Source organism: Halobacillus sp. 12SKB (genome assembly GCF_052941655.1).
Genome location: NZ_JBRFWR010000001.1, coordinates 2086670 through 2107716, shown reverse-complemented (window position 1 = coordinate 2107716; position 21047 = coordinate 2086670). Strand labels below are relative to the sequence as shown.

The following is a 21047-nucleotide window of genomic DNA, read 5'->3' as shown; positions in this document are numbered from 1 at the left end:
TCTCCATAGCGATACAGTTTGTTATTAAACAAACTGGCAGTATTGTAGAAGACTTGATTTCGAGATGTTTGTGTGGGTTTAGGGGCTCCGGGAAAAGGTTCGCTTTCCGAGGGCGAGTGATGAGCCTCCTCGAGCTAACGCTCTACGGGGTCTCATCTACCACGCACTTCCCACAGGAGTCTCACCGTTTCCCTCCGCCCCTTTACCATATGAGGTTATCGAAATCCCTCTTATAGTACCCTGCCTAAAACTCTTTTAAATCCTGCATAAACCGCGTTGACATAGGCTTCTCAACCATAAAAGCTCCTATTGCTGGAAGGTAGTTTCGAGAATTTGTTCCGGCAAGTGGGCGGAGGGGAATGGCGAGACTCCTGCGGGAAAAAAGTGCAGGGTGAGACCCCACAGGACGCAGTCCGAGGAGGCTCACCGCGCTCCCGCGGAAAGCGAGTTATTCCCCGCAGCCCCATCCACTCAACGAAGTCTCGAAACTGAGTCTTCAAGAATAGGGAGCTATTCTAGGAGAAGGACGGTTAATTTTTGTTAATAAAAAAGCGAAAGCAGTGGTTCTGCTTTCGCTTTTCGTAATGATTAATGAAAGAAGTTTAGTTTTCCTTTTTTAAGAACTAGTGGTACGCCACCTAGTTTCAGCAGGTAACGGTTATCGATAATTTTCTTCATTGCCGTCGCTGACCATCCGAACAATTTCTTGTCATCAAAGACCACGCCTATGGCATCATTATGACCAAGAGAGGCTACGGTCCCTTTCAAGTCTGGTTCAAATGGCTCAAGGTGATCTTCGCCTCTAATCAGACGAGTAAGGTTCGCTGCTGTTTGTTCCGCTTGCTGGATGGCAATCTGTGCTGTTGGAGGATAAGGACGTCCAGTTTCCTCGTTCATGATCAGAGCACAGTCCCCTACAATGAAGACATCGTCATAACCCTCTGGACGCAAGTCATCTCCGACTGGGATACGTCCGCGGTTTGCTCCAAATCCGGCTTTTTCAACAAGGGAGTTTCCGCGTACACCAGCAGCCCAAACCACCGTGTTCGTCTCAATTTCTTCACGTTGCTCGTCTTTTTCGAAAACAAGCTTGTTCTCAGTTACTTCTTTGATCATCGCTCCGATTTTGAATTCAACGCCTCTTGCTTCTAAGGAGTTCATCGCGTACTCCACAAGTTCTGGATCGAATCCTGGAAGTGCAGTTGGAGCAGCTTCCACGTTGATGATACGTACTTTTTCACGTGGGATGTCGTATTCTTTGCAAAGTTCCGGTACACGGTTAGCGAGTTCTCCTACGAACTCGATGCCTGTAAATCCGGCGCCACCTACGACAATGTTCAAACGTTCTTGCTTTTTCTCCGCTTCATTATTATATTTTGCGAAGTTATATTCAATGTGCTGACGAATCATCCGTGCACTATTGATGCTGTTTATAGTAAAGGCATTCTCCTTAAGACCAGAAATCCCAAACGTAGCCGCTTCAAAACCAAGGCCGATCACAAGGTAGTCATAAGAGAGTTCTCCGTCTTCCAGCCGTACCTTTTTTTCTTCGGGCTTGATCTCCATAACGGTATCTTGTACAAAATTCACTTTGCTCGTATTGAGGACATCTTTGATTTCAATGCGCGTACGGTCATGGTGTAAAGTACCCGCAGCATTTTCATGTAACCATGTCGTTTGATAATGGTAACTATGTTTATTGACAAGTGTCACGTTTGCATCATTTGCACCTAGGCTTTTCTGTAACTTCACTGCTGTCATGATCCCGCCATATCCGGCACCAAGAATCACAATGTTAGGGTTTCTCATGATTTAATCACTTCCATCTCATAATAATGATCCATTGACTAATGCTTGTGACTATTTTCACAAAAGAGAACATGAAAAAACCTGAATCGGCTTCAGGGGAAAATTGTCACAAATTCTTACTATTTATTATGTTTTTATCTTAGACCTTTTTTTACCCATTTTCAACCCAAAAAGTCTTTATCGGAATTATACAACAATTCCCCCACTGTAAAGGTTTACATCCCCTCATTGTTCCCATCAGAATTTTTTTTATGATAGAATGTATTTTAGTGAAATTTTCATCAGGAGGTTTATTATGAGTGAAAAAATATACGATATAACGGTAATCGGCGGTGGGCCGGTTGGTTTATTTACAGCATTCTATGGTGGAATGCGTGAAGCAAGTGTAAACATCATTGAAAGTCTTCCCCATCTAGGAGGTCAGCTGACCGCTCTCTACCCAGAAAAATACATTTTCGACGTAGCCGGATTTCCAAAAGTGCGAGCACAAGAGCTTGTTGACAACCTAGAGGAACAAGCGATGATGTTCAACCCTACCATCTCTTTGAACCAGGAAGTGGTTTCCGTTGAAAGAATGGATGATGAAACCATCAAACTGACGACAGACAAAGAGGTTCATTATACAAAAACCATTATTATCACAGCAGGAAACGGAGCCTTCCAACCAAGAAAATTGAAAATTGAAGATACAGAACGTTTTGAAGAGACAAACCTTCATTACCACGTCAGCAATATGGACAAGTTCCGGGATAAAAAAGTCATGATTGCAGGCGGCGGTGACTCTGCTGTCGACTGGGCCCTTATGCTTGAACCAATTGCTGAACAAGTGACTCTTGTCCATAGAAGAGATAAATTCAGAGCACACGAACATAGTGTGTCACAGCTCAATGAATCCAACGTCCGAATAATGACTCCATTTACTCCTGAAAAAATGATTGGCGATGAACGCATTGAACAGGTGGAATTGAAAGAAGTCAAAGGAGATCGAGTAGAAACGATCGACGTTGATGATGTGATTGTGAACTACGGCTTCATTTCCTCTCTCGGTCCGATAAAAGATTGGGAATTGGAAATCGAAAAGAACAGCATCGTCGTCAATTCCAAGATGGAAACCAATATCAAAGGGATCTATGCAGCGGGTGATATTTGTACCTACCCTGGGAAAGTAAAATTGATCGCTTCGGGTTTTGGTGAAGGCCCAACGGCAGTTAACAATGCTAAAGCCTATATCGATCCAGGTGCTCGTGTTCAACCTAAACACTCGACAAGCATGTTTTCATAAAAAAGCAAAAGGAAGAAGCCTCATCAGTGGGCTTCTTCCTTTTCATATTCCGAGATAAGAAAAACCTTTCTGTAGACACAGAAAGGTTTGATATTAACAATTTGGATCAGGTGTTCCAGCATTGGTTGCTGTTTTGAACGATGATCCACATCCACATGAAACGATCGCATTCGGGTTATCAATGGTGAACCCGCCACCCATCATATTCTGTTTGAAATCGATGGTCGTTCCTTCTACAATAGCGGCGTCTTGACGGTTAATGACTACCGGGATCCCACTGGACTCCTCTACAAGATCAAGTTCCTCATTGATTTCATCTTCGAAGCCCATGGCATAAGACAATCCACTGCAGCCTCCACCTTTAACACCGAAGCGAAGACGAACATCTCCTTCTTCTTCTTTCATCATCTCTTTGATTTGGTGACTTGCGGCTTCTGTGATATTCAGAATCATACCAAGCCTCTCCTTTCTCTTCTTATCGTCAGTATACTAAATGCCAGAACTTTTAATCAAACATCCCGTATTCCGAAACAAAAGGCACCCTTGTTTAAAGGATACCTTTCCCTTCCATGGCTACACCGTATTATAGGGTTTCGTCCAAATGTTCATAAATTTTATCGACTAATTCATCAGGTGTATCAGCCATGACACGTTCTCCTTCTACAACAGCATATAACGTCTGGGAACATAGTCCACAGTTTCTTAAACACCCATATTCGACAACATCAAGATCAGGGTCTTTCTCAAGTTTTTCTTTAGCTTCTTGCGATCCACTGATCAAGTTATTGATACAAAATTCAATTAATGGATTCATCCGCTTCACCTCTAGAATGGATGAAACCCTATCTTATCCTAATCATATCATACCGTCAGCCACGTCTGCTATGAATTTTCCTTTCGCTGGAGTCCGTTCTTATCCAAGGCCTTATAAACATTTTTTAATCTAGGATCTCCCTCACCTACAATTTCATTCTCAACAAGGACGAGAGGATAAAATAGTTCATCATCTAACAGCTGTTGGATAATAGAAGGATCCGCTCCATCCTGAGCTTCCTCCTGGATATCATAGTAACTGTAGGTAACCATTGAATCGTTATACTTTCTTCCAATAGCCGCCTGCAGCCACTCATATGTCTCCTTCGAACCAGGTGCGTTGACACAGCTGGCACATCTCACATCAGCTCCATAAACCGCCACTCTAACTTTCTGATGCTCCCCCATCCGTACCCTCTCCCTTTTTATATTACGTTTTTTCTATTTTACAAAAGAAAAGAAAAAAGATAAAATGATAATAGTTCTCAACATTATTATACAGAGACTTAGACAACCATAGATTTTTTAGTTATTTCGTTTTATAATGATACTTAAGAAAGGGGAAGATTGAACATGAATGAACAGGTTCAAGAGGTACTCAATAAACTTCGCCCATTTTTACTACGTGACGGTGGGGACGTCGAGCTTGTCGATGTTGAAGACGGAATCGTCCGTCTGCGACTTATGGGTGCTTGCGGAAACTGCCCAAGTTCCACAATCACTTTGAAAGCAGGAATCGAAAGAGCTCTTGCACAAGAAGTACCAGGCATTTACGAAGTCGAGCAAGTATTTTAATACACCTAACTGGAAGAGCCGCTCCATAAGAGCGGCTCTTTTTTTGTTATACTCATCTTCTAATGTAAAATAAGCTTCCGATTGTGAAAGGCTTAGATCCGGGAAGTGTTTGCTATATTTGAAGTCAAAGCTGGTTGGAAAGCGCCCCTCCGCACAAAAACATTTCGAAATCAAGTCTTAAGATGACTTTTAGACTCGAAAAATAAATAAAGACAAATCTATGGAACAGGTGTAAGTAAAGGTTTTCCCTGGAAGTGATGAACAAGGTTATCAAGACTAAGTTTCATCATTTTATATCTAGTTTCCTTCGTAGCTGAACCGATATGCGGCAAACAAACCACTTCAGGACATGAAAGCAATGGATGGTCGGAGGAAATCGGTTCATGTTCAAATACATCAAGTCCCGCTCCGGCAATATCTTTATTAATGATTGCTTCATATAAGGCTTTCTCATCTACTGTAGCACCTCTGGAAGCATTGATGAAAAAAGCATTCTTTTTCATCCTATGGAATGCTTCCTTATTGAACATGTGGTGGGTTTCATCTGTCAAAGGAGTCAAACACACGACATAGTCGGCTTGTTCAAGCAACTCCTTAAAACCTGCATAGCTCGCACCATGAGACTCTTCGGCTTCAGGTTTACGAGAACGATTATAATACAACACGTTCATACCGAAGCCTTTCGCCCTTTTTGCAACCGCTTCTCCAATTCTCCCCATCCCGACAATGCCTATTGTTTTCCCGTGAATATCCGTACCGGCTAACATCAGCGGAGACCAATGCTCCCACTTGTTGTCCTTTATGTATTGGCTCGCCTCTACAATTCTTCTCGCTGTAGCCATCAACAAACCGAAGGTGAGATCCGCTGTTGTTTCCGTAAGCACATCTGGTGTATGGGTTACAGCAATATCTAACGACTCAGCTGTTTTCACATCCACATTATCATAGCCAACAGCCATATTCGCTACGATGGAAAGATTGTTGGATTTTCGAAGCATTTGTTCATCTACATTTTCCGTCAACATGGTCAATAAACCATGAGAAGATTGGGCATGTCCAAGCAACACTTGGCGACTTACAGGTTCCACTTCACTTGGCCACATCTCAATATCCAACTGTTCTTTATAAGGATCCACGACTTCTTCAGGGAGACGACGGGTAATAAACACTTTTGGTTTAGTCAATGATCGAACCTCCATTCATTTTTAACTATTTTATCATAGGAAATAACCATTGAGGCTTTCCAACCTTCTACACTTTTGCACCTTCAAGAAGAAGTTTTGATATAATGAACATAACACCGCCCGTTTGTGCAATAATAAACGCGGGTATGGTGCTGTGCAAGTCATGATGAGCAGGGAGGTTTTTCACTATGGCAGAAGAAAGAAAAGTATCCACTCTTGAAAAAACAGCAAGAGATTGGCTGGTGGAAAGAGGGGTCACCATTGATGACATTGCGGACCTTGTCTATTACTTACAGTCTAAATATCACGATGATTTATCCATGGACGACTGCCGCTTTAATGTGAACAAAGTACTTACAAAGCGTGAAGTTCAAAATGCAGTCATTACAGGGATTCAAATGGATCGTCTAGCAGAAAAGAAAATGCTTGAAGAGCCATTACAGTCCACCATTGAAGTAGACGAAAGCCTTTATGGAATTGATGAAATCATTGCCTTTTCCATCGTTAACGTTTACGGATCCATCGGTTTTACCAATTACGGGTATATTGATAAACAAAAACCAGGAATCTTACAAAAATTGAATGACAAATCCTCAGGGGAATGTCACACATTCTTAGATGACATTGTCGGTGCCATTGCAGCCGCCGCTTCCAGCAGACTCGCCCACACCATCGCTGGAGACAACGAGGTATAATAAAAAATGAATAATGTAAGATTAAAGTAGTTCAATGTAATGTACGTTCTGTACTTTTCCATTGAGCTGCTTTTTTATTTTACTCAATTCTTCAATAAAAGCTCCCGTTTGTTGAAGCTCAGTTTCGAGACTTTTGTTGAGTAGATGGGGGCTACGGGGAATAACTCGCTTTCCGCGGGAGCGCGGTGAGCCTCCTCGGACTACGTCCTGTGGGGTCTCACCCTGCACTTTTTCCTCTTCGATATCCGGTTCCGGTGCCTAGCGGCTAGTGAGACTTCCCTCGCTTCTGTACGATAAGTCAACATCGAATCACTCCGTTCTTCGTGTTTCCTTTATCTCCGCCAGCTCAGTCCAGTCCATACGCCGCTGATCAAGGCGCCTGCACACTTAAGTTAGAAGTCTCGCCATTCCCCTCTGCCCACTTGCTGGAAGAAATTCTCGAAACTCCCTTCCAGCAATAGGAGCTTTTATGTGTGAGAATCCTATATCAATGCGGTTTAAGCAGGATTAATAACAGTTTTAGGCAAGGTAATATAAGAGGGATTTCGAGAACCTCATGTGGCAAAGGGGCAGAGGGAAACGGTGAGACTCCTGTGGGAAGTGCGTGGTAGATGAGACCCCGCAGAGCGTTAGCTCGAGGAGGCTCATCACTCGCCCACGGAAAGCGAACCTTTTCCCGGAGCCCCTAAACCCACACAAACATCTCGAAATCAAGTCTTCCACAATCCTCCCATATAACTTAATAAGGAGCATGGTCATAGATAAGCTAAATATGATTTTTCAGACTTTTTTTCATATCGTATTTTTATTTTTCTGAAACCTTTATAATCTTATTTACGTACTACAAGAAGATACAGAAAAAGGAAGGAGATGCAATAGATGAAAAGTTGGAGAGGAAAGTTGGTTTGGCTGCTTCCTTCGATTATCGTTCTGGTCGCTGTAAGCTTGCTGTTTTCTCATAATTATCAAAAAGTCACAGAGCCTCCGGATGAGAATTGGAGCCGTGCATTGGATATTGGAACCACACCTGTTTTACGGACTCCTAATGTTGGCCTTCACGAAGGAAACCCGTCCGTTTCCTTTCTTACCGAAGATGGCATCCAACAAAACATTTACAATGCTCAATATGAAATGAAGGAAGAAAACTCATATGATATTCCTGTCGATAAATTCACTCAATTCTACATAGGTGAAAACAAAGTGATTTATGCCGATTATTACAGCATGTATGATCAGGAGACAGGGGAGAAAATCACTGATATTCAAGCATTTTACCCTCTGGATAGCAGGGCTTTTTACAGGAATGAGGATAAGATTTATAGCTTTGATTTAAATGAATCTGCTGGTGATGAGCTTTTATCACTGGAAAATCCGAAAGCCTCTGTTCATATGACAGAGACGGACAGCGGTACTTATTTATTGACAGATGAAGTGACGTCCTCAGGAAACTTACTGAAATACTACCAGGTGGAAGAAAACAGTATAAATCCACTCGGTGAAGCAACTTTCTCAGTCAAAGAATCAGAACAAGTAAACGATATCCAATTTACGACCAAAGAAAACAGTTATCAGCTGCTTGTTTCAACGATACAAAAACAAAGCCAATCTGGTAAGATACAAAACCATTATTACTATGGAGAGGCTCCCTTTGGGGAAAACCCTAATCTGAACAGGGTAAGTTTTCAAGATCCTTTCTCGACGTATGAGCTGAAAGAAATAACAGACCTAAGCATCCATAATACGGAGAACGGGCCAGTACTTCTCTTTAAGGCAAACGGTTGGACCGACACGCTATTCCGACCTGGCCCACAATTTAACATTTACCAAGCAACGATCAGTGAGAGTAACTCTACAACAGTAACACGATTAAGCAATACACCGTCATTCTCTAATTTTCCAGTCAGGCTAAATGAAGAAACAGTTTTGTGGGTGGATAATGGAGGAGACAATCATAAGCTGTTATTAGCTTCAAGTAAACCTGAAGTGATCCAGCGCGCTGATCAGGTAACAAAACAAGGTTTGCTTCTTGCTTCCGGAAAAACGATTGGTATGCTTTCCGCAGGCTTATTTGCCCTTATCATCTCGACATTTTGGTTCCTATGGCCATTGCTATTCATGATATTCATCATGTTCTCTAAAGCCGACGCTCTGGATCAGGACCGCTCTTGGGTGCTTTATACAGGGATTCTCATATACTTAGTGGCAGCCATTGTGGCAAGGGATCCAATGTTTTCGGATGCACTTCTCGCTAGAGCTCCCGATTATTTAAGTTTTCCTGGCAGCCCTATACTGTTTTTACTTGGATTTGCAGGCATTGCTTACGGAATATTAAAAGCCGCGGCACGTTCAAAGGATTGGTCCAATCCGATCCAATTGACCTATTTTATAGGGATGCACATTCTTTTCATTACTGTATTTTTTGGTCCCTACTTAATGTAAAAATAAACGACCAGAGCTATTCTCTGGTCGTTTCTCTATTTCTCTTCATTCGAATTCAAGTGTTGGATCCATTGGAATAGATCTTTGCATTTGTATGTGGGCTGATGTTCATTATCCTTGATCTCATCAAACGTACTCAACCCAGTCTCTACCATTAATGTATCCATCCCTGCTGACATTCCTGCTTTAATATCTGTATTGTAATTGTCCCCAACCATCAAGACATCCTCTTTATGATGACCTAACCGTTTCAGTGCCCTAGACATAATCAAAGGCTCTGGTTTACCTACAAAAACTGGGTCCACACCGGTACTAACAGTAATTACGGATGTCACAGCTCCATTTCCTGGCACGAGCCCACGCTCTGTAGGTATAGCAATGTCTCCATTTGTGCTTATGAAAGCAGCTCCATTCCTAACTTCCAAACAAGCTATGGCCAGCTTCTCATAATTAATTTCCCGGTCAATACCAATTACCACGAAGTCTGCTCCCTCTTCCACCAATTCCAAATCCTTTTGGCGCAATGCGTCGAATAATCCTTCTTCACCGATGGCAAATACACGGGCTTTTTCTTTTTCACTCCTTATATATTCAGCGGTTGCGAGACTACTCGTATAGACTTGCTCTGGCTTAGCATGGACTCCGATTTGATTAAGTTTCTCTGCAATTTGATCAACAGTTTTTGAAGAGTTATTTGTCAAATACATAAATGGAAGGTTCTTCGATTTTAAGTGCTCGACGAATTCCGCTGCCCCTTCAATTCTTTCAGCACCTTTGTACATGGTTCCATCAAGATCAATAAGATAGCCTTTGTATTCCTTCTTGCTCATAACTTTACACACCCCTCAACTCTTGGAAAAGGCAGAAACAGGTCCAAGCTCATTATCCAAGTAATTACGCACTCGATTCGGAAAAGCTTGTAACGAGTCTTGTTGTTCCTGCCACACTTGTACGATCTGCTCATGATCGACTTCTGTATATTGTTGTACAATCATTTTCCTAAGTTGAACAAATTGCTTATAGGCTTCCTGCTCATCCTCAGGTAACACCTGTTCATCTGTCAATATGTCGATAATATCCTCATAACTTCCTGGGTCTCTCATGATGAAACCATCAATCATCATGTTTCCGACGTCTATGATGGCTTCAATGTTTAAATGTGTCATCCGCTCTAAGAGAAGCTGGTCTGCAAAACGCTTGTAAGAGTGTTCCGCCAATTCCCCTTGTATTTTTTCCATATATGATAAAATTTCTTCAATTTTTTCTCGATTCACGAAATACATCTTTGTAACCTCCTACAAAAAGTGAGCTTTGTCATTCATGATACCATAAAAGACTTCCTCTCACGCTTCCTGATTTTTAAGTGTCTTAATTCATAGAAATCGGGCATACTAATGCTAAAGTTTTTTCGCAGCGGATTTAACAATACAACGAATGGGAGATGATCATCATGGCACAACGTCCGCTTCTGGAAGACGTCACTCAAAATACAAGCACACGTTTTGTATCGTTCACAGCAGGGAGTCACCGGTTTGAACTTGCTCTCATGAAAGCCGATTATTTTCAGAATCAAACGATGGTGATCAATTTACCAAAAAACCGTCAAGCTTTGCTTGATCATGAGAATATCAATGAAATCGGCCACTTGGAACATATGTTTCAACTCAGTGCGATCGAAGCCGAAGAATTAAGGAATTATCTTCCGGACCTTCTTTAAGTGTAGGCATAAAAAACCTCCTTCCGCAAAAAATAAAGCGGAAGGAGGTTTTTTTATGGGTAAAGAAAAACGTAAATATTCGGATTTTGCCAATGTCGAAGCTCAGCGTAATTACTTGACTCCCGAACAACTTCCTGAGGGGCCTTATGGTGCACCCCGAAACAAATATGAACCTGTAACCAATGATAAAAGTGCACCATGGACAGATGAGCAGCGCTATTACAGCGCTTTCAACTATGAAAATAAAGGGCTCCACCAGGACCTCCCTCGACATGAGGATGGTGCTCACCCCACGCATGATGAAAAAGGTGAAAATGTAAAGCCTTCTGAGGAAGCACATTAAATCGGTGAAATACAAAAAGAAACGGCGTGCGATGATTTGCGCGCCGTTTCTTATTGACGAATTCTTTTCAATACAAAGTAAGAACATCCAAAGTTACAGTATTCATACAAATAATCTTCCAGGGTACTGATTTTAGTATCAAACGTTGCTTTGGAATTTTGATCATCATAAAACCCTTTTAACCTTAACTGACCATAACCCCAATCCCCAACAATAAAGTCATATTTATTCAGGATATCACTAAATCGACTTTCTACTTCTTCCTGTTGAAAGCCTTCTTGATAGTCCTCTAGGAGATCATATGTTTTCCCAGCAAGCTCAATCATTTGTATCACCTCTATCCTATTTTAGTGTATCACATTTTTTCACATGTTAGGTAATACAACAAAAGCAAAAAGTATGTTTCCGGTAAAACTGCTCAATCTAATGATTATAAAGAGTTACATTAAGGAGGAACAATGTTGAAAAAAATATGGAAAGTATTTACCCTTCTATCCCTTGTTACACTCATCGTTTCCGGATGTCAGGAAACCAAAGAAGAACAAGCAAAAAATATGATGGATGATGACACGTTGAATGGCAATGCGATGGATGGATATAACGAAAAGCCAAAAGATGGTCAAGTAGGTTATGTACGCTTCAACAAGGATCAATTAAATCAAGATTCGGAAGAGCACCGTGAAATTAAAGTCAATCGTGAAGAAATGGCGGATATGATCTCTAGAATGATCCTCCGTTATGATCAATTCGATGACGTAGCCACTGTAGTAACGGATAATGAGGTACTCGTTGCCTACAAAAAAGCAGATGATATAGATCGAGAATCAGCTGCTGATATGGTTCAGAAAACGGCCTATTCTTTAGTCCCGAGCTTTTACCATGTATATGTATCGGACAACCCTGCTTCCTTCGGAGATATCCAGAGCTTAAGTAACTCTACAGTTTATGATCAAGGGTATAACGATACGATCGATAGCATTATCAAAAAAATGAAAAAGTCACCCCAAGGAAAAGTCGATGAGTCCAATCCTAATCAGCCGGATGTTGGACCAAATATGAATACAGAAGAAGAAACAGGCATGGAAAACTGATTTCACCCCTAATTTTCCATTCATAACAAAAGCATGCCTGCCTCATGCTATAGATATCAAAACATTGAAGGTGAGTTTATGAAATACATCGGTTCAATGATCTTATGTCTTAGCATGTGTACTCTTTTCTTCGCAGGTTCCATACATGCAGATGAAGAGAGCGATGCGCGAATGGCATTATATAAGAAAACCTCAGCCATCACAGATATTCCCTGGGAGTATTTGGCGGCGATTGACCAATATGAGAGACAAGTTCATGACGACCCCAAAGATGGACGTGTCACTGCAATTGAAGCAGATCCGATGTTCTGGACCGGTTCTGCTGGAGAAATGCCTTCAACATTTTTTCCGGAAGGCTGGGGTGAAGATGGAAATGGGGATCAAAAGGTTCAGTTGGATAATGATGAAGATGTGTTGTATTCAATAGGCACATACTTGAAGTCTTATGGTACTACGAGTGATGATATTAAAATTGCCTTATGGAATTATTACAAGAGAGACCTTACCGTTCAAACCATTATGAACACAGCCAGAGTATTTAAAAAATTCCAGACCGTAAATTTAACAAACCGTGACTTTCCCCTCCCTCTTCAAGCAAATTACAGTTATAGAAGCACATGGGGGGATGCTCGAGGATTTGGAGGACGACGCATTCACGAAGGCACCGATATCTTTGCTAATTACGGTGTGCCCGTTAAGTCTACAACGTATGGAGTTGTAGAGATGAAAGGGTGGAATAAGTTCGGTGGTTGGAGGATTGGGATTCGGGATATTTATAACATTTACCACTATTACGCTCACCTGCACAGTTTTTCAGAAGAAATTAAAGTGGGTGACATCGTACAACCTGGGGATGTGATTGGTTCGGTAGGAGCTTCTGGATATGGACCTCCTGGAACCTCCGGCAAGTTCCCTCCCCACCTTCATTATGGCATGTATCAAGATAATGGAAAAAATGAATGGTCCTTTGACCCTTACCCATTCCTGCGAAAATGGGAAAGGATGACAAAAAATTAAAAGCGCCGCACTTTACTGTGCGACGCTTTTCTTATTATTTGGATTTTTTAACGGCATTCGTAATACTGGCAGCCAGGCCACCCCATATAACGACTATTCCGATAATCATCATTGTTACTGCACCAGCTGACATATTAGCTTACCTCCTTCTTGATTTCTTCAACAGCCTTAGAATCCCAGCGTTTCAATGTCATCAGGAAGCCGGATACAATGGCAAACGCTGCTACAAACCAACCTCCGAATAAAATGAAACCATCTGTATATCCTGCATAGTTCCCTGTTTCTGTATCGAATTGTTGAAGAAGGTTCGTCTTGAATAGATCAAACATCATAAACCCAAGTACGATTGGCGTGATCACACCAAGGCAAATCTTCCACCATCCTCCAAGATGGATATCAGAAATACCGTTAGCATGAGCCTGAAAGTCATTAAGATTGCGTAAGAACCACGCTATGACGAGAACTTCTACAAGTCCGACAAATGCTACTCCGAACTGGTTAATGAAGTAATCAGCTGCATCCAGGAGATAAAGTCCACCTTGTGTTGCGAAAAGCAGGGAAATGACGGCAGCTAATCCTCCGCCTAATCCTACAGCAGCTTTCCTTGATATTCCAAATTTTTCACTCAAGGCAGCTACATAAGTTTCTGAAATTGAAATCAATGAAGACAATCCGGCTAGTACCAAGGATGCAAAGAATAAGAAACCAAATAAGCCATTCAATGCAGGAAACTCATTAATGATTTGTGGGAACACGACAAACGCAAGTCCCACGCCACCACTGACGACTTCGTTAACTGGAACACCACTTTGAGAAGCCATGAATCCTAAAGCTCCGAAAACACCAATACCAGCAAGTAATTCGAAGCTTGAGTTACCAAAGCCAGCAATGAAAGCATTGTTCGTTAAGTCCGATTTCTTCGGTAGGTAACTGGAGTACGTAATCATAATCGCAAAGGCGATGGATAAACTGAAGAAAATTTGTCCATAAGCTGCTACCCAAACGGAACTATCTGTAATAGCACTAAAATCTGGAGCAAAGAATGTCTGAAGACCTTCTGCCGCCCCCGGAAGAGTAATCGCTCGGATGACAATAATCATGAAAAGGACAATCAATGTCGGGATAAAGATTTTATTTGCTGCTTCAATACCCTTTTTGACTCCTTTGAATAGTACACCAAGTGTAATTAACCAAACAATAAGAAGTGGAATAAGAACACCAGGTACAAGGCTTCCTGTCTGACCAGGATCTACGGATAATTGCAAATAATCACTAAACAAAAAGCCTTCTGTGTCATCGCCCCAAGAAAGATTGAATGCGAAGATACTGTATGAAATTGCCCAGGCAATAATGACAGCATAATATGTCGAAATAACAAAGGATACAAGTACTGCCCACCAGCCAAGCCATTCTGTTTTACGATTCATTCGGAAGAATGAAAGTGGTGCTGACCCTCTAAATTTGTGACCGATGGTAAATTCCATGACAAGTAGCGGTATCCCTGCTGTTAATAGAGCAAATAAATAAGGAATAAAAAATGCGCCACCACCATTTTCATAAGCTACTGCCGGGAAACGCCATATGTTACCCAAACCAATAGCTGAGCCGACGGCTGCCAGTATGAAACCGGCTCGTGTTCCCCATTGTGCACGATTTTCCATGCGAAAGACCTCCCTGAGTTAAACATCTAAGAAAAGATGTTTTTAAATTTTTATTTTTCTGATTATTCTGCTTTAAATTATAACTAGCAATGCATAGCTTGTCAAAATAATTTTAAAAATTCTAAAAATTGGAAGGTGAGATAAAAGACATGAACAAAAAGAACTACCATAATATGGATTTATATTTTCAATATTTAACCATTTGATCTATATGGAAGGATATTGTAAGACTCAAATTGAGAATTTAGTGGAGTGTGTGGCAGGGTGACCCACATCATTTTACCAATATTCTTTCGCGGAACAAGTTACGTAACTGTGCATTTTAAAAAAGGAAGTTCAAAATTTTTTGAGGGAGAATGGAAACAAAAAAGAGTATGGACGTTGAACGTTCCATACTCTTCGGGAAAACTAATCGTTCTTATTTTACTCCGTTGGTTGACTATGATTAAACTTGTGAATAATAAACGCTGCAACTGTGACAATAATCAATGTCAGCAACAGTGGCAGCCAAACTCCACCTGACAGGCCTAGGATGACATAACCGATCGAAGCAGCTCCTGCTGCGATAAGAGCATAAGGAAGCTGTGTGAGAACGTGATCAATATGGTTCGATCCTGCCCCAGTCGAGGAAAGAATCGTAGTGTCTGATATCGGTGAACAATGGTCACCAAACACAGAGCCGGCAAGTACGGCTGACAGTGCCGGAAGAATCAGTGTAGGATCAGATACTGCTGCGATTTCCCCTGCAATTGGAAGCATTATTCCAAATGTTCCCCAAGAAGTACCTGTAGATAATGCCATGAAGCCTGACAGCAGGAAAATAATCAAAGGCAGATAGGCAAGATTGATATCTGCTTGAGTAAATTGCTGGGCTAAATATTCACCGGTTTGGAGCTGGCCGATAATATCACCGATCATCCAGGCAAAAACCAAGATGTAGATCGCTGGTAACATAGCTTTCATCCCTTGAAGAAAGACAAGAGAAATTCCTGATTTAGGTTTGGGCTGACCGATATACAACATAAGCGCAATAACTACAGAAACGACTCCGCCTGTGAACAACGAGATATTGACATTTGTGTTGGCAAAGATGGAGAGAAGATCAACATTACCTTCCGTGTTACGCATTCCCGTGATAATCATTGTTAACACAGTTCCGACAACGAGCGCTACAATAGGCCAAATCAAATGAGAGATCTTGCCGTGATTATGCTCTTTAAACTCATCATTTAAATCACCAGGAACATCTCCCTTTTCAGGGTTGTTCAATTCACCTGTTTCAATAGCACGTTTTTCATGAACTTTCATCGGACCAAGGTCCAATCTTAAATAAATCGTCAGGAATACGAGTAATAATGCTGCAAATACATATAAATTTGCTGGAATCATAAGCACGAATGCTTCAAACGCTTGGTACTGTGTGATTTCATTAGCAGCAAGGATACTTCCTATTGTTCCAATAATATAAGCTCCCCAGCTGGAAATCGGTGAAATAACAGTAATCGGAGCCGATGTGGAATCGATGTAATACGCCAATTTCGCCCGTGATACTTTGTATCGATCGGTTACAGGTCGCGCCACTTGTCCAACGGCTAGTGCATTGAAGTAATCATCAATAAAAATAATGATTCCAAGAAGAGCTGGTACAAGTGTGGCTCCTTTTCTCGTGCGAATACGTTCGACAGCCCAGCGACCAAAGGCCCGACTTCCTCCTGATGCTGTCATGAAGGCAGTGGTAATTCCTAGTAGAAATAGAAATGATAACAAATAAATGTTGCCCATATTCAGTGTGCCTTCACTAACAAAGATGCTTGCGAAAATCGACCAAATTAACGTCAATCCTCCGCCAATATCCATTTGAGTGAGCAGGAATGCTCCTACGATGATCCCGATCCCTAAGGACAGGATGACTTTCCTTGTCAGCAGAACAAGGATTAACATTAATACTGCTGGAATTAAAGAATAGATGGTTCCTTCCATGATTTTTCCCCTCCGTAAATCTTGATGTAACGGGAATGGAAGGCTACTGCGGATGAAAAAATGAGGAATAAAAAAAGACAATGATAGAAAATAACCTACCATTGCCTTTGTAAGTGGCAATTTGATTATCCTCCATTTCGATCAGTAGCGCCCCATGCACCCAAAAGCATGCATGACAGTGTATCTCTTGTTCAGATATACACCAGCGTCTTATAGCTTGACGAACTACAAAACACTTCGGCAAACATCCCCTTCCATCAATCATCGTCGCTTGTCTCGCTCCAATTGATTACTGATGGTGTTTGCACCTCTACCTCACCGATCTGATAAGGTCACGCATATTCAATTCTCAGTAAGTTTAACAATTCCAAGCATTTATTGCAAGGGGTCCATTGGATAGGAAAATGATGGATCCCCTTCTCCACCCATGCCACCATAGAAATTAGGTACTTTCCCAAGAATTGTGGCTTGATCAATTGGAATGTTATTCGTTACGACAGTCGTTTCTGTAGAAAATGGAATAACAATCCGCACGTTCACTTCAAAATGAATGGTCAATTCAAAAAGAGCTGCATTAATCCCATACTCCGTCATCTTGATATCCACTTCCGATTGAACATCTCCAATCACTCTTAGTTGAACAGGAACTTTTGGCCCAAGATTCGCTAGTAAACTGTTGTTCGTCGCTACCCCGATAGGAAGTTCAATTAAGGTTGCCGGCTGTTCTCCTAGTTCTTCCTGTGTGCGATCGGGATCAATATTCGGCTCTAAAGACGTATCCTCCATAGGAAGCTCTCCAAGCTCCATTCTTTTGAGAAAGTTTTGAACACGTATGGTCGTATCGCGAAGTGCCCGGTTAACTACGACAGAGTTCCAACCCATATAAACGATGTTTCCTTGGTTATCCTTCTCCATATTCACAAGATCATTAAATTGTAAATCTTCTGCGATCGTTTTGCTGACGGCTTCATTTATGGCATCCCTAGCCAGCTGTTGAGCTTTTGTTTCAGCAATTTCAACAAGCGCTGGAGTTACCCCTCGGTTAATGAACCAAAGACTTAACGCTGTGAAAAGGGCGAAAAACAGCAGACTAAGCACAATCCTTTTTCCGATCGTGGAACCAGTAGTCGCACTCTTTTTTGGCATAGAACAACCCTCCTCATCTATCTATATGAAAGAAGAGAAGGGTTTAAGCATTAACTTACTGATGTCAGATGACAATTGGAAATCATAATATTCAATTCCTTGGACAAGTCAATGTCTCTTCCTCTCGTCCCAACTTTGTTTATTTCCCTTACTATGGGACGATTGCACACAGTTGGGTTCTGTTTATCTACAATCGCTTCACGCAGCAATGGCAAGGATTTTTCCATATAGATAAATTCACCACTCTTAATACGGATACCCTAATCCATCCAGCCTCTCATAATTAACTCCTATCGACCCGTTATGTAAGAGAGCTACCTGCAAAGGTAGCTCTCAGTGTTATGATTTAAGTGCTTCAGATAATAAATCACGCAATAGTTCCGGCATAAAATATTTCTTTGACTTAGCATAGGCAATTTCAGGAAAGAATCGGCCAAACGTAAATGTGTCAGCTGTAGCAAACTGATAGGTTCGATAATAATCAATCGGTTCACCATCAAACGTGACACGCTTTACATGTTCACCTCCATCATCATCTATCCCCAATTCTATGTCAATACCAGCAAAAACCATCTTTCCGATTACTTCGCCCCTGAATCCAAAACCTTTCAGCCTTATTTCCGTAAGTTCTTTCGTATGAGCCGCTCGTATCACTTCCAGCAACTCATCCCCTTTCAACTCCACAAGGCAGGGATTCATGGGGTGTGGACAAATGCGATGAATATCTTCATAAGTGATCTCTCCAGCGGATAAATGGTCAAGAAGCACACCTGCATTCAACATCGCTATATCCGCCGATGTCCATAAGCGTAATTGTTCAGTTAAGCGGTTCATAAGCGGGGTGTCTTGGAACCAAGCAATATGCAGAGGTTCCTTGAGATAAGACACGGGAGTACCTAGTTCGTGAACAGCCTTAGAACGTATCTCCTTGACTTTCTTAGTTACTTCATCATCTTTTTTCAGTTGTTCCGTTGGTATAGCATAGGCTTCTTTCTTTTCCAAATGACGGGTGTCGATGTTCCATTCAACAACAACTTCACCAAGATGCGTCCCATGTTTACCTGCCGCTGTTAATAAAGCACCATCAATATATTCACCATTCTTGAAGAGGTGGTGGGTGTGTCCCCCAATGATAATATCAATGTCTGAATAACGCCTCGCAATTTCTTCATCTTCATTTATACCAAGGTGTGATAATAAGATAATGATATCGGTTTGATTCCTCAACTCATCGATTACACCATCCAGAATGTCCAAGGGAGGAACCACATCCCATCCCAACTGCTGGTAAAACGCTTGAAATGGTGCAGTAAAGCCTAATACACCGATTTTCGTCCCATATTTGGATTCAAGAATGTGATAAGGCTTTAACCAAGCAGGTGAAGAGGAACTCTTACAATCCAAGTTGGCACAAACGACTCGAAAAGTCGCATGATCGTATAAGGAATGAAGATCTTCACTTGCTAAAGTGATGCCTTCATTATTACCGATTGTTACCACATCATATCCAGCATCATTCAATAGTTCAACATTGCCTTTTCCCATCAACCCTTCCGCAATCGGATGGAAACGATCCACATGGTCTCCATTATCAAAAAGCCAGTACTCTTCGCCTTTTTTCTCATGCTTCTTTTTCTGTTCATTAAAATAACCGACGATTTGTGGCCAATTTTCAAAGTGACTGTGCAGATCGCTTGTATAATAAAAGTATAATTTTTCCTTCATCATCAGTCTCCTCACCCTAAACCTTGCCATATTAAACGTATGCCAATTAATACGAGCAGCACTCTGAGGAATCTTTCCACTACCTGTCCATCAAGTCGTCGATTGACCCATGCGCCAAGTGTTCCCCCCAAATAAGCTCCCGGAATAAACCAAAGTGTATGACTCCAATCCACATGCCCTAAAAGAATATGTGTCGCAGAGCTTGTTATACTTGCAAAAAAAATCATGAACATAGAGGTCGCTGTCGCAATATGAGGAGGGATGTTCAATAATAAAATCATTGCCGGCACCATTAAAGATCCTCCACCTATGCCTAATAGACCAGATAACATCCCTACGCCAAACGATAAGAGAAACCCAACCCAAAAAGGCATCCGGTATTTATACACTTTCCCGTCCACTGTTTTTTCTCTAGACATACCTGTTTTAAATAACAATTGGCCTGCTTGTCTTCTCGGAATGAAAAACAATAAAGAAACCGCAATCATAACAATTCCAAAGAAAAGTGAGAAACCATCCGTTTCAAAAAATTGATTCAGCCAGGAGCCGAAAATGCCTCCCGGAATGCTTCCACATAAAAAAACCAGCCCAATTCCCGTATCCACACGGTGGTGCTTCATATATGAGATGGCCGAAGACATCCCCGTAAAAATCATCACGACTAAAGAAATTCCCACAATCGCCTGGGGAGTTACCCAATTGAAGGAAGCATAATGATCACCTAAAAACAGGAGAACAGGAACTAAAATAACTCCTCCTCCAAGGCCTGCCACACTTCCGACCAGGGCGGTAATTAAACCGATCACAAACATAATCAAATACATATCGAATCTTCCTTAACTCTTAATAGATAATATTATAGTATCATGTTTTGTATTCATAAAACATCTTGCCTCCACTGGAGAATCAAACCTCCCCATTAATTATAGATAAACTCACTTTTCTTGAAGACTCAGTTTCGAGACTTTTTTTAGTGGAGGGGGCTGCGGGGAATAGCTCGCTATCCGCGGGAGCGCGGTGAGCCTCCTCGGACTGCGTCCTGTGGGGTCTCACCCTGCACTTTTTTCCTCTACGATATCCGGTTCCGGCGCCTAGCGGCTAGTGAGACTTCCCTCGCTTCTGTACGATAAGTCAACATCGAATCACTCCGTTCTTCGTGTTTCCTTTATCTCCGCCAGCTCAGTCCAGTCCATACGCCGCTGATCAAGGCGCCTGCACACTTAAGTTAGGAGTCTCGCCATTCCCCTCCGCCCACTTTTCGTAAGACATTCTCGAAACTACCTTCCAGTAATAAGAGCTTTTGTAGTTAAGAATCCTATACCGATGCAGATTAAGCAGGATTTCACAACA

General features: G+C 41.7%; 23 protein-coding genes and 1 riboswitch. Of the genes, 8 read left to right on the top strand and 15 right to left on the bottom strand.

All coding sequences use genetic code 11. The features are described from left to right. Positions 1–588: 588 nt before the first annotated feature. Positions 589–1809 (bottom strand): NAD(P)/FAD-dependent oxidoreductase, encoded by a 1221-nt coding sequence (locus ACQ4XT_RS10140; RefSeq protein WP_446853578.1) that lies wholly within the window; start codon positions 1807–1809, stop codon positions 589–591. Between the two features lie 295 nt (positions 1810–2104). Here ACQ4XT_RS10140 and ACQ4XT_RS10135 point away from each other — a divergent pair, with 295 nt between their 5' ends. Then, the gene (locus ACQ4XT_RS10135; protein WP_226591801.1) at positions 2105–3091 is read left to right on the top strand and encodes an NAD(P)/FAD-dependent oxidoreductase; all 987 of its coding nucleotides are present in this window, start codon (positions 2105–2107) and stop codon (positions 3089–3091) included. A 93-nt stretch (positions 3092–3184) separates the two neighbouring features. Here the strand turns inward: ACQ4XT_RS10135 and ACQ4XT_RS10130 are convergent, their stop codons facing one another. The 3 genes from ACQ4XT_RS10130 to ACQ4XT_RS10120 form a co-directional block, all read right to left on the bottom strand. Beyond that, positions 3185–3544, bottom strand: coding sequence for a HesB/IscA family protein (locus ACQ4XT_RS10130; RefSeq protein ID WP_446853577.1), 360 nt, complete (start codon positions 3542–3544; stop codon positions 3185–3187). Between the two features lie 130 nt (positions 3545–3674). Continuing rightward, positions 3675–3905 (bottom strand): YuzB family protein, encoded by a 231-nt coding sequence (locus ACQ4XT_RS10125; protein WP_446853576.1) that lies wholly within the window; start codon positions 3903–3905, stop codon positions 3675–3677. A 68-nt stretch (positions 3906–3973) separates the two neighbouring features. Further along, positions 3974–4312, bottom strand: a complete 339-nt coding sequence (locus tag ACQ4XT_RS10120; RefSeq protein ID WP_446853575.1) for a YuzD family protein — start codon at positions 4310–4312, stop codon at positions 3974–3976. A 165-nt stretch (positions 4313–4477) separates the two neighbouring features. On the opposite strand from ACQ4XT_RS10120, the gene ACQ4XT_RS10115 reads away from it, so the two are divergent. Next, a complete protein-coding gene (locus ACQ4XT_RS10115) occupies positions 4478–4699 on the top strand; it encodes a NifU family protein (RefSeq protein WP_014644140.1) in 222 nt (73 codons plus the stop codon). Positions 4700–4917: 218 nt separating this feature from the next. Here ACQ4XT_RS10115 and ACQ4XT_RS10110 read toward each other — a convergent pair whose 3' ends face one another. Continuing rightward, positions 4918–5883 carry a 2-hydroxyacid dehydrogenase gene (locus ACQ4XT_RS10110; protein WP_446853574.1) on the bottom strand — a complete coding sequence of 322 codons (966 nt, stop codon included), beginning with the start codon at positions 5881–5883 and terminating at the stop codon, positions 4918–4920. A gap of 188 nt (positions 5884–6071) precedes the next feature. On the opposite strand from ACQ4XT_RS10110, the gene ACQ4XT_RS10105 reads away from it, so the two are divergent. Together ACQ4XT_RS10105 and ACQ4XT_RS10100 are read left to right on the top strand one after the other, a co-directional pair. Then, positions 6072–6578 carry a phosphatidylglycerophosphatase A family protein gene (locus ACQ4XT_RS10105; RefSeq protein ID WP_226591807.1) on the top strand — a complete coding sequence of 169 codons (507 nt, stop codon included), beginning with the start codon at positions 6072–6074 and terminating at the stop codon, positions 6576–6578. A gap of 879 nt (positions 6579–7457) precedes the next feature. Continuing rightward, positions 7458–9017 carry a hypothetical protein gene (locus ACQ4XT_RS10100; protein ID WP_446853573.1) on the top strand — a complete coding sequence of 520 codons (1560 nt, stop codon included), beginning with the start codon at positions 7458–7460 and terminating at the stop codon, positions 9015–9017. 35 nt (positions 9018–9052) lie between these two features. Here ACQ4XT_RS10100 and nucF read toward each other — a convergent pair whose 3' ends face one another. Continuing rightward, the gene (gene nucF, locus ACQ4XT_RS10095) at positions 9053–9847 is read right to left on the bottom strand and encodes a 5' nucleotidase NucF (RefSeq protein ID WP_446853572.1); all 795 of its coding nucleotides are present in this window, start codon (positions 9845–9847) and stop codon (positions 9053–9055) included. Between the two features lie 15 nt (positions 9848–9862). Next, a complete protein-coding gene (hepT, locus tag ACQ4XT_RS10090) occupies positions 9863–10300 on the bottom strand; it encodes a type VII toxin-antitoxin system HepT family RNase toxin (RefSeq protein ID WP_446853571.1) in 438 nt (145 codons plus the stop codon). A gap of 167 nt (positions 10301–10467) precedes the next feature. Between hepT and ACQ4XT_RS10085 the strand changes: the two genes are divergently transcribed. Both ACQ4XT_RS10085 and ACQ4XT_RS10080 read left to right on the top strand, forming a co-directional pair. Further along, entirely contained in the window at positions 10468–10734 is a 267-nt protein-coding gene (locus tag ACQ4XT_RS10085) for a DUF3055 domain-containing protein (RefSeq protein WP_446853570.1), read from the top strand. Between the two features lie 55 nt (positions 10735–10789). After that, on the top strand, positions 10790–11077 hold the full coding sequence (locus tag ACQ4XT_RS10080; protein ID WP_446853569.1) for a cytosolic protein: 288 nt from the start codon (positions 10790–10792) through the stop codon (positions 11075–11077). 50 nt (positions 11078–11127) lie between these two features. On the opposite strand, the gene ACQ4XT_RS10075 is transcribed toward ACQ4XT_RS10080, so the two are convergent. Next, entirely contained in the window at positions 11128–11403 is a 276-nt protein-coding gene (locus tag ACQ4XT_RS10075) for a YutD family protein (RefSeq protein WP_446855647.1), read from the bottom strand. Positions 11404–11538: 135 nt separating this feature from the next. On the opposite strand from ACQ4XT_RS10075, the gene ACQ4XT_RS10070 reads away from it, so the two are divergent. Continuing rightward, on the top strand, positions 11539–12168 hold the full coding sequence (locus ACQ4XT_RS10070; protein ID WP_446853568.1) for a YhcN/YlaJ family sporulation lipoprotein: 630 nt from the start codon (positions 11539–11541) through the stop codon (positions 12166–12168). 96 nt (positions 12169–12264) lie between these two features. After that, the gene (locus ACQ4XT_RS10065; RefSeq protein ID WP_446853567.1) at positions 12265–13185 is read left to right on the top strand and encodes a M23 family metallopeptidase; all 921 of its coding nucleotides are present in this window, start codon (positions 12265–12267) and stop codon (positions 13183–13185) included. A gap of 34 nt (positions 13186–13219) precedes the next feature. Here ACQ4XT_RS10065 and ACQ4XT_RS10060 read toward each other — a convergent pair whose 3' ends face one another. From ACQ4XT_RS10060 to ACQ4XT_RS10030, 7 genes are all read right to left on the bottom strand, one after another. Continuing rightward, positions 13220–13318 carry a methionine/alanine import family NSS transporter small subunit gene (locus ACQ4XT_RS10060; RefSeq protein WP_446853566.1) on the bottom strand — a complete coding sequence of 33 codons (99 nt, stop codon included), beginning with the start codon at positions 13316–13318 and terminating at the stop codon, positions 13220–13222. Position 13319: 1 nt separating this feature from the next. Beyond that, the gene (locus ACQ4XT_RS10055) at positions 13320–14846 is read right to left on the bottom strand and encodes a sodium-dependent transporter (RefSeq protein WP_446853565.1); all 1527 of its coding nucleotides are present in this window, start codon (positions 14844–14846) and stop codon (positions 13320–13322) included. Positions 14847–15269: 423 nt separating this feature from the next. Further along, complete coding sequence (locus ACQ4XT_RS10050; protein WP_446853564.1) at positions 15270–16826, bottom strand: Na+/H+ antiporter NhaC family protein; 1557 nt, start codon at positions 16824–16826, stop codon at positions 15270–15272. 137 nt (positions 16827–16963) lie between these two features. Beyond that, positions 16964–17147, bottom strand: a riboswitch (Lysine riboswitch). A gap of 54 nt (positions 17148–17201) precedes the next feature. Continuing rightward, positions 17202–17972 carry a sporulation protein YunB gene (yunB, locus tag ACQ4XT_RS10045; protein WP_146816690.1) on the bottom strand — a complete coding sequence of 257 codons (771 nt, stop codon included), beginning with the start codon at positions 17970–17972 and terminating at the stop codon, positions 17202–17204. Positions 17973–18022: 50 nt separating this feature from the next. Then, positions 18023–18199 carry a hypothetical protein gene (locus ACQ4XT_RS10040; protein WP_446853563.1) on the bottom strand — a complete coding sequence of 59 codons (177 nt, stop codon included), beginning with the start codon at positions 18197–18199 and terminating at the stop codon, positions 18023–18025. 112 nt (positions 18200–18311) lie between these two features. Further along, a complete protein-coding gene (locus ACQ4XT_RS10035) occupies positions 18312–19697 on the bottom strand; it encodes a bifunctional metallophosphatase/5'-nucleotidase (RefSeq protein ID WP_446853562.1) in 1386 nt (461 codons plus the stop codon). Positions 19698–19708: 11 nt separating this feature from the next. Continuing rightward, positions 19709–20521, bottom strand: a complete 813-nt coding sequence (locus ACQ4XT_RS10030) for a sulfite exporter TauE/SafE family protein (protein ID WP_446853561.1) — start codon at positions 20519–20521, stop codon at positions 19709–19711. Positions 20522–21047: the final 526 nt, after the last annotated feature.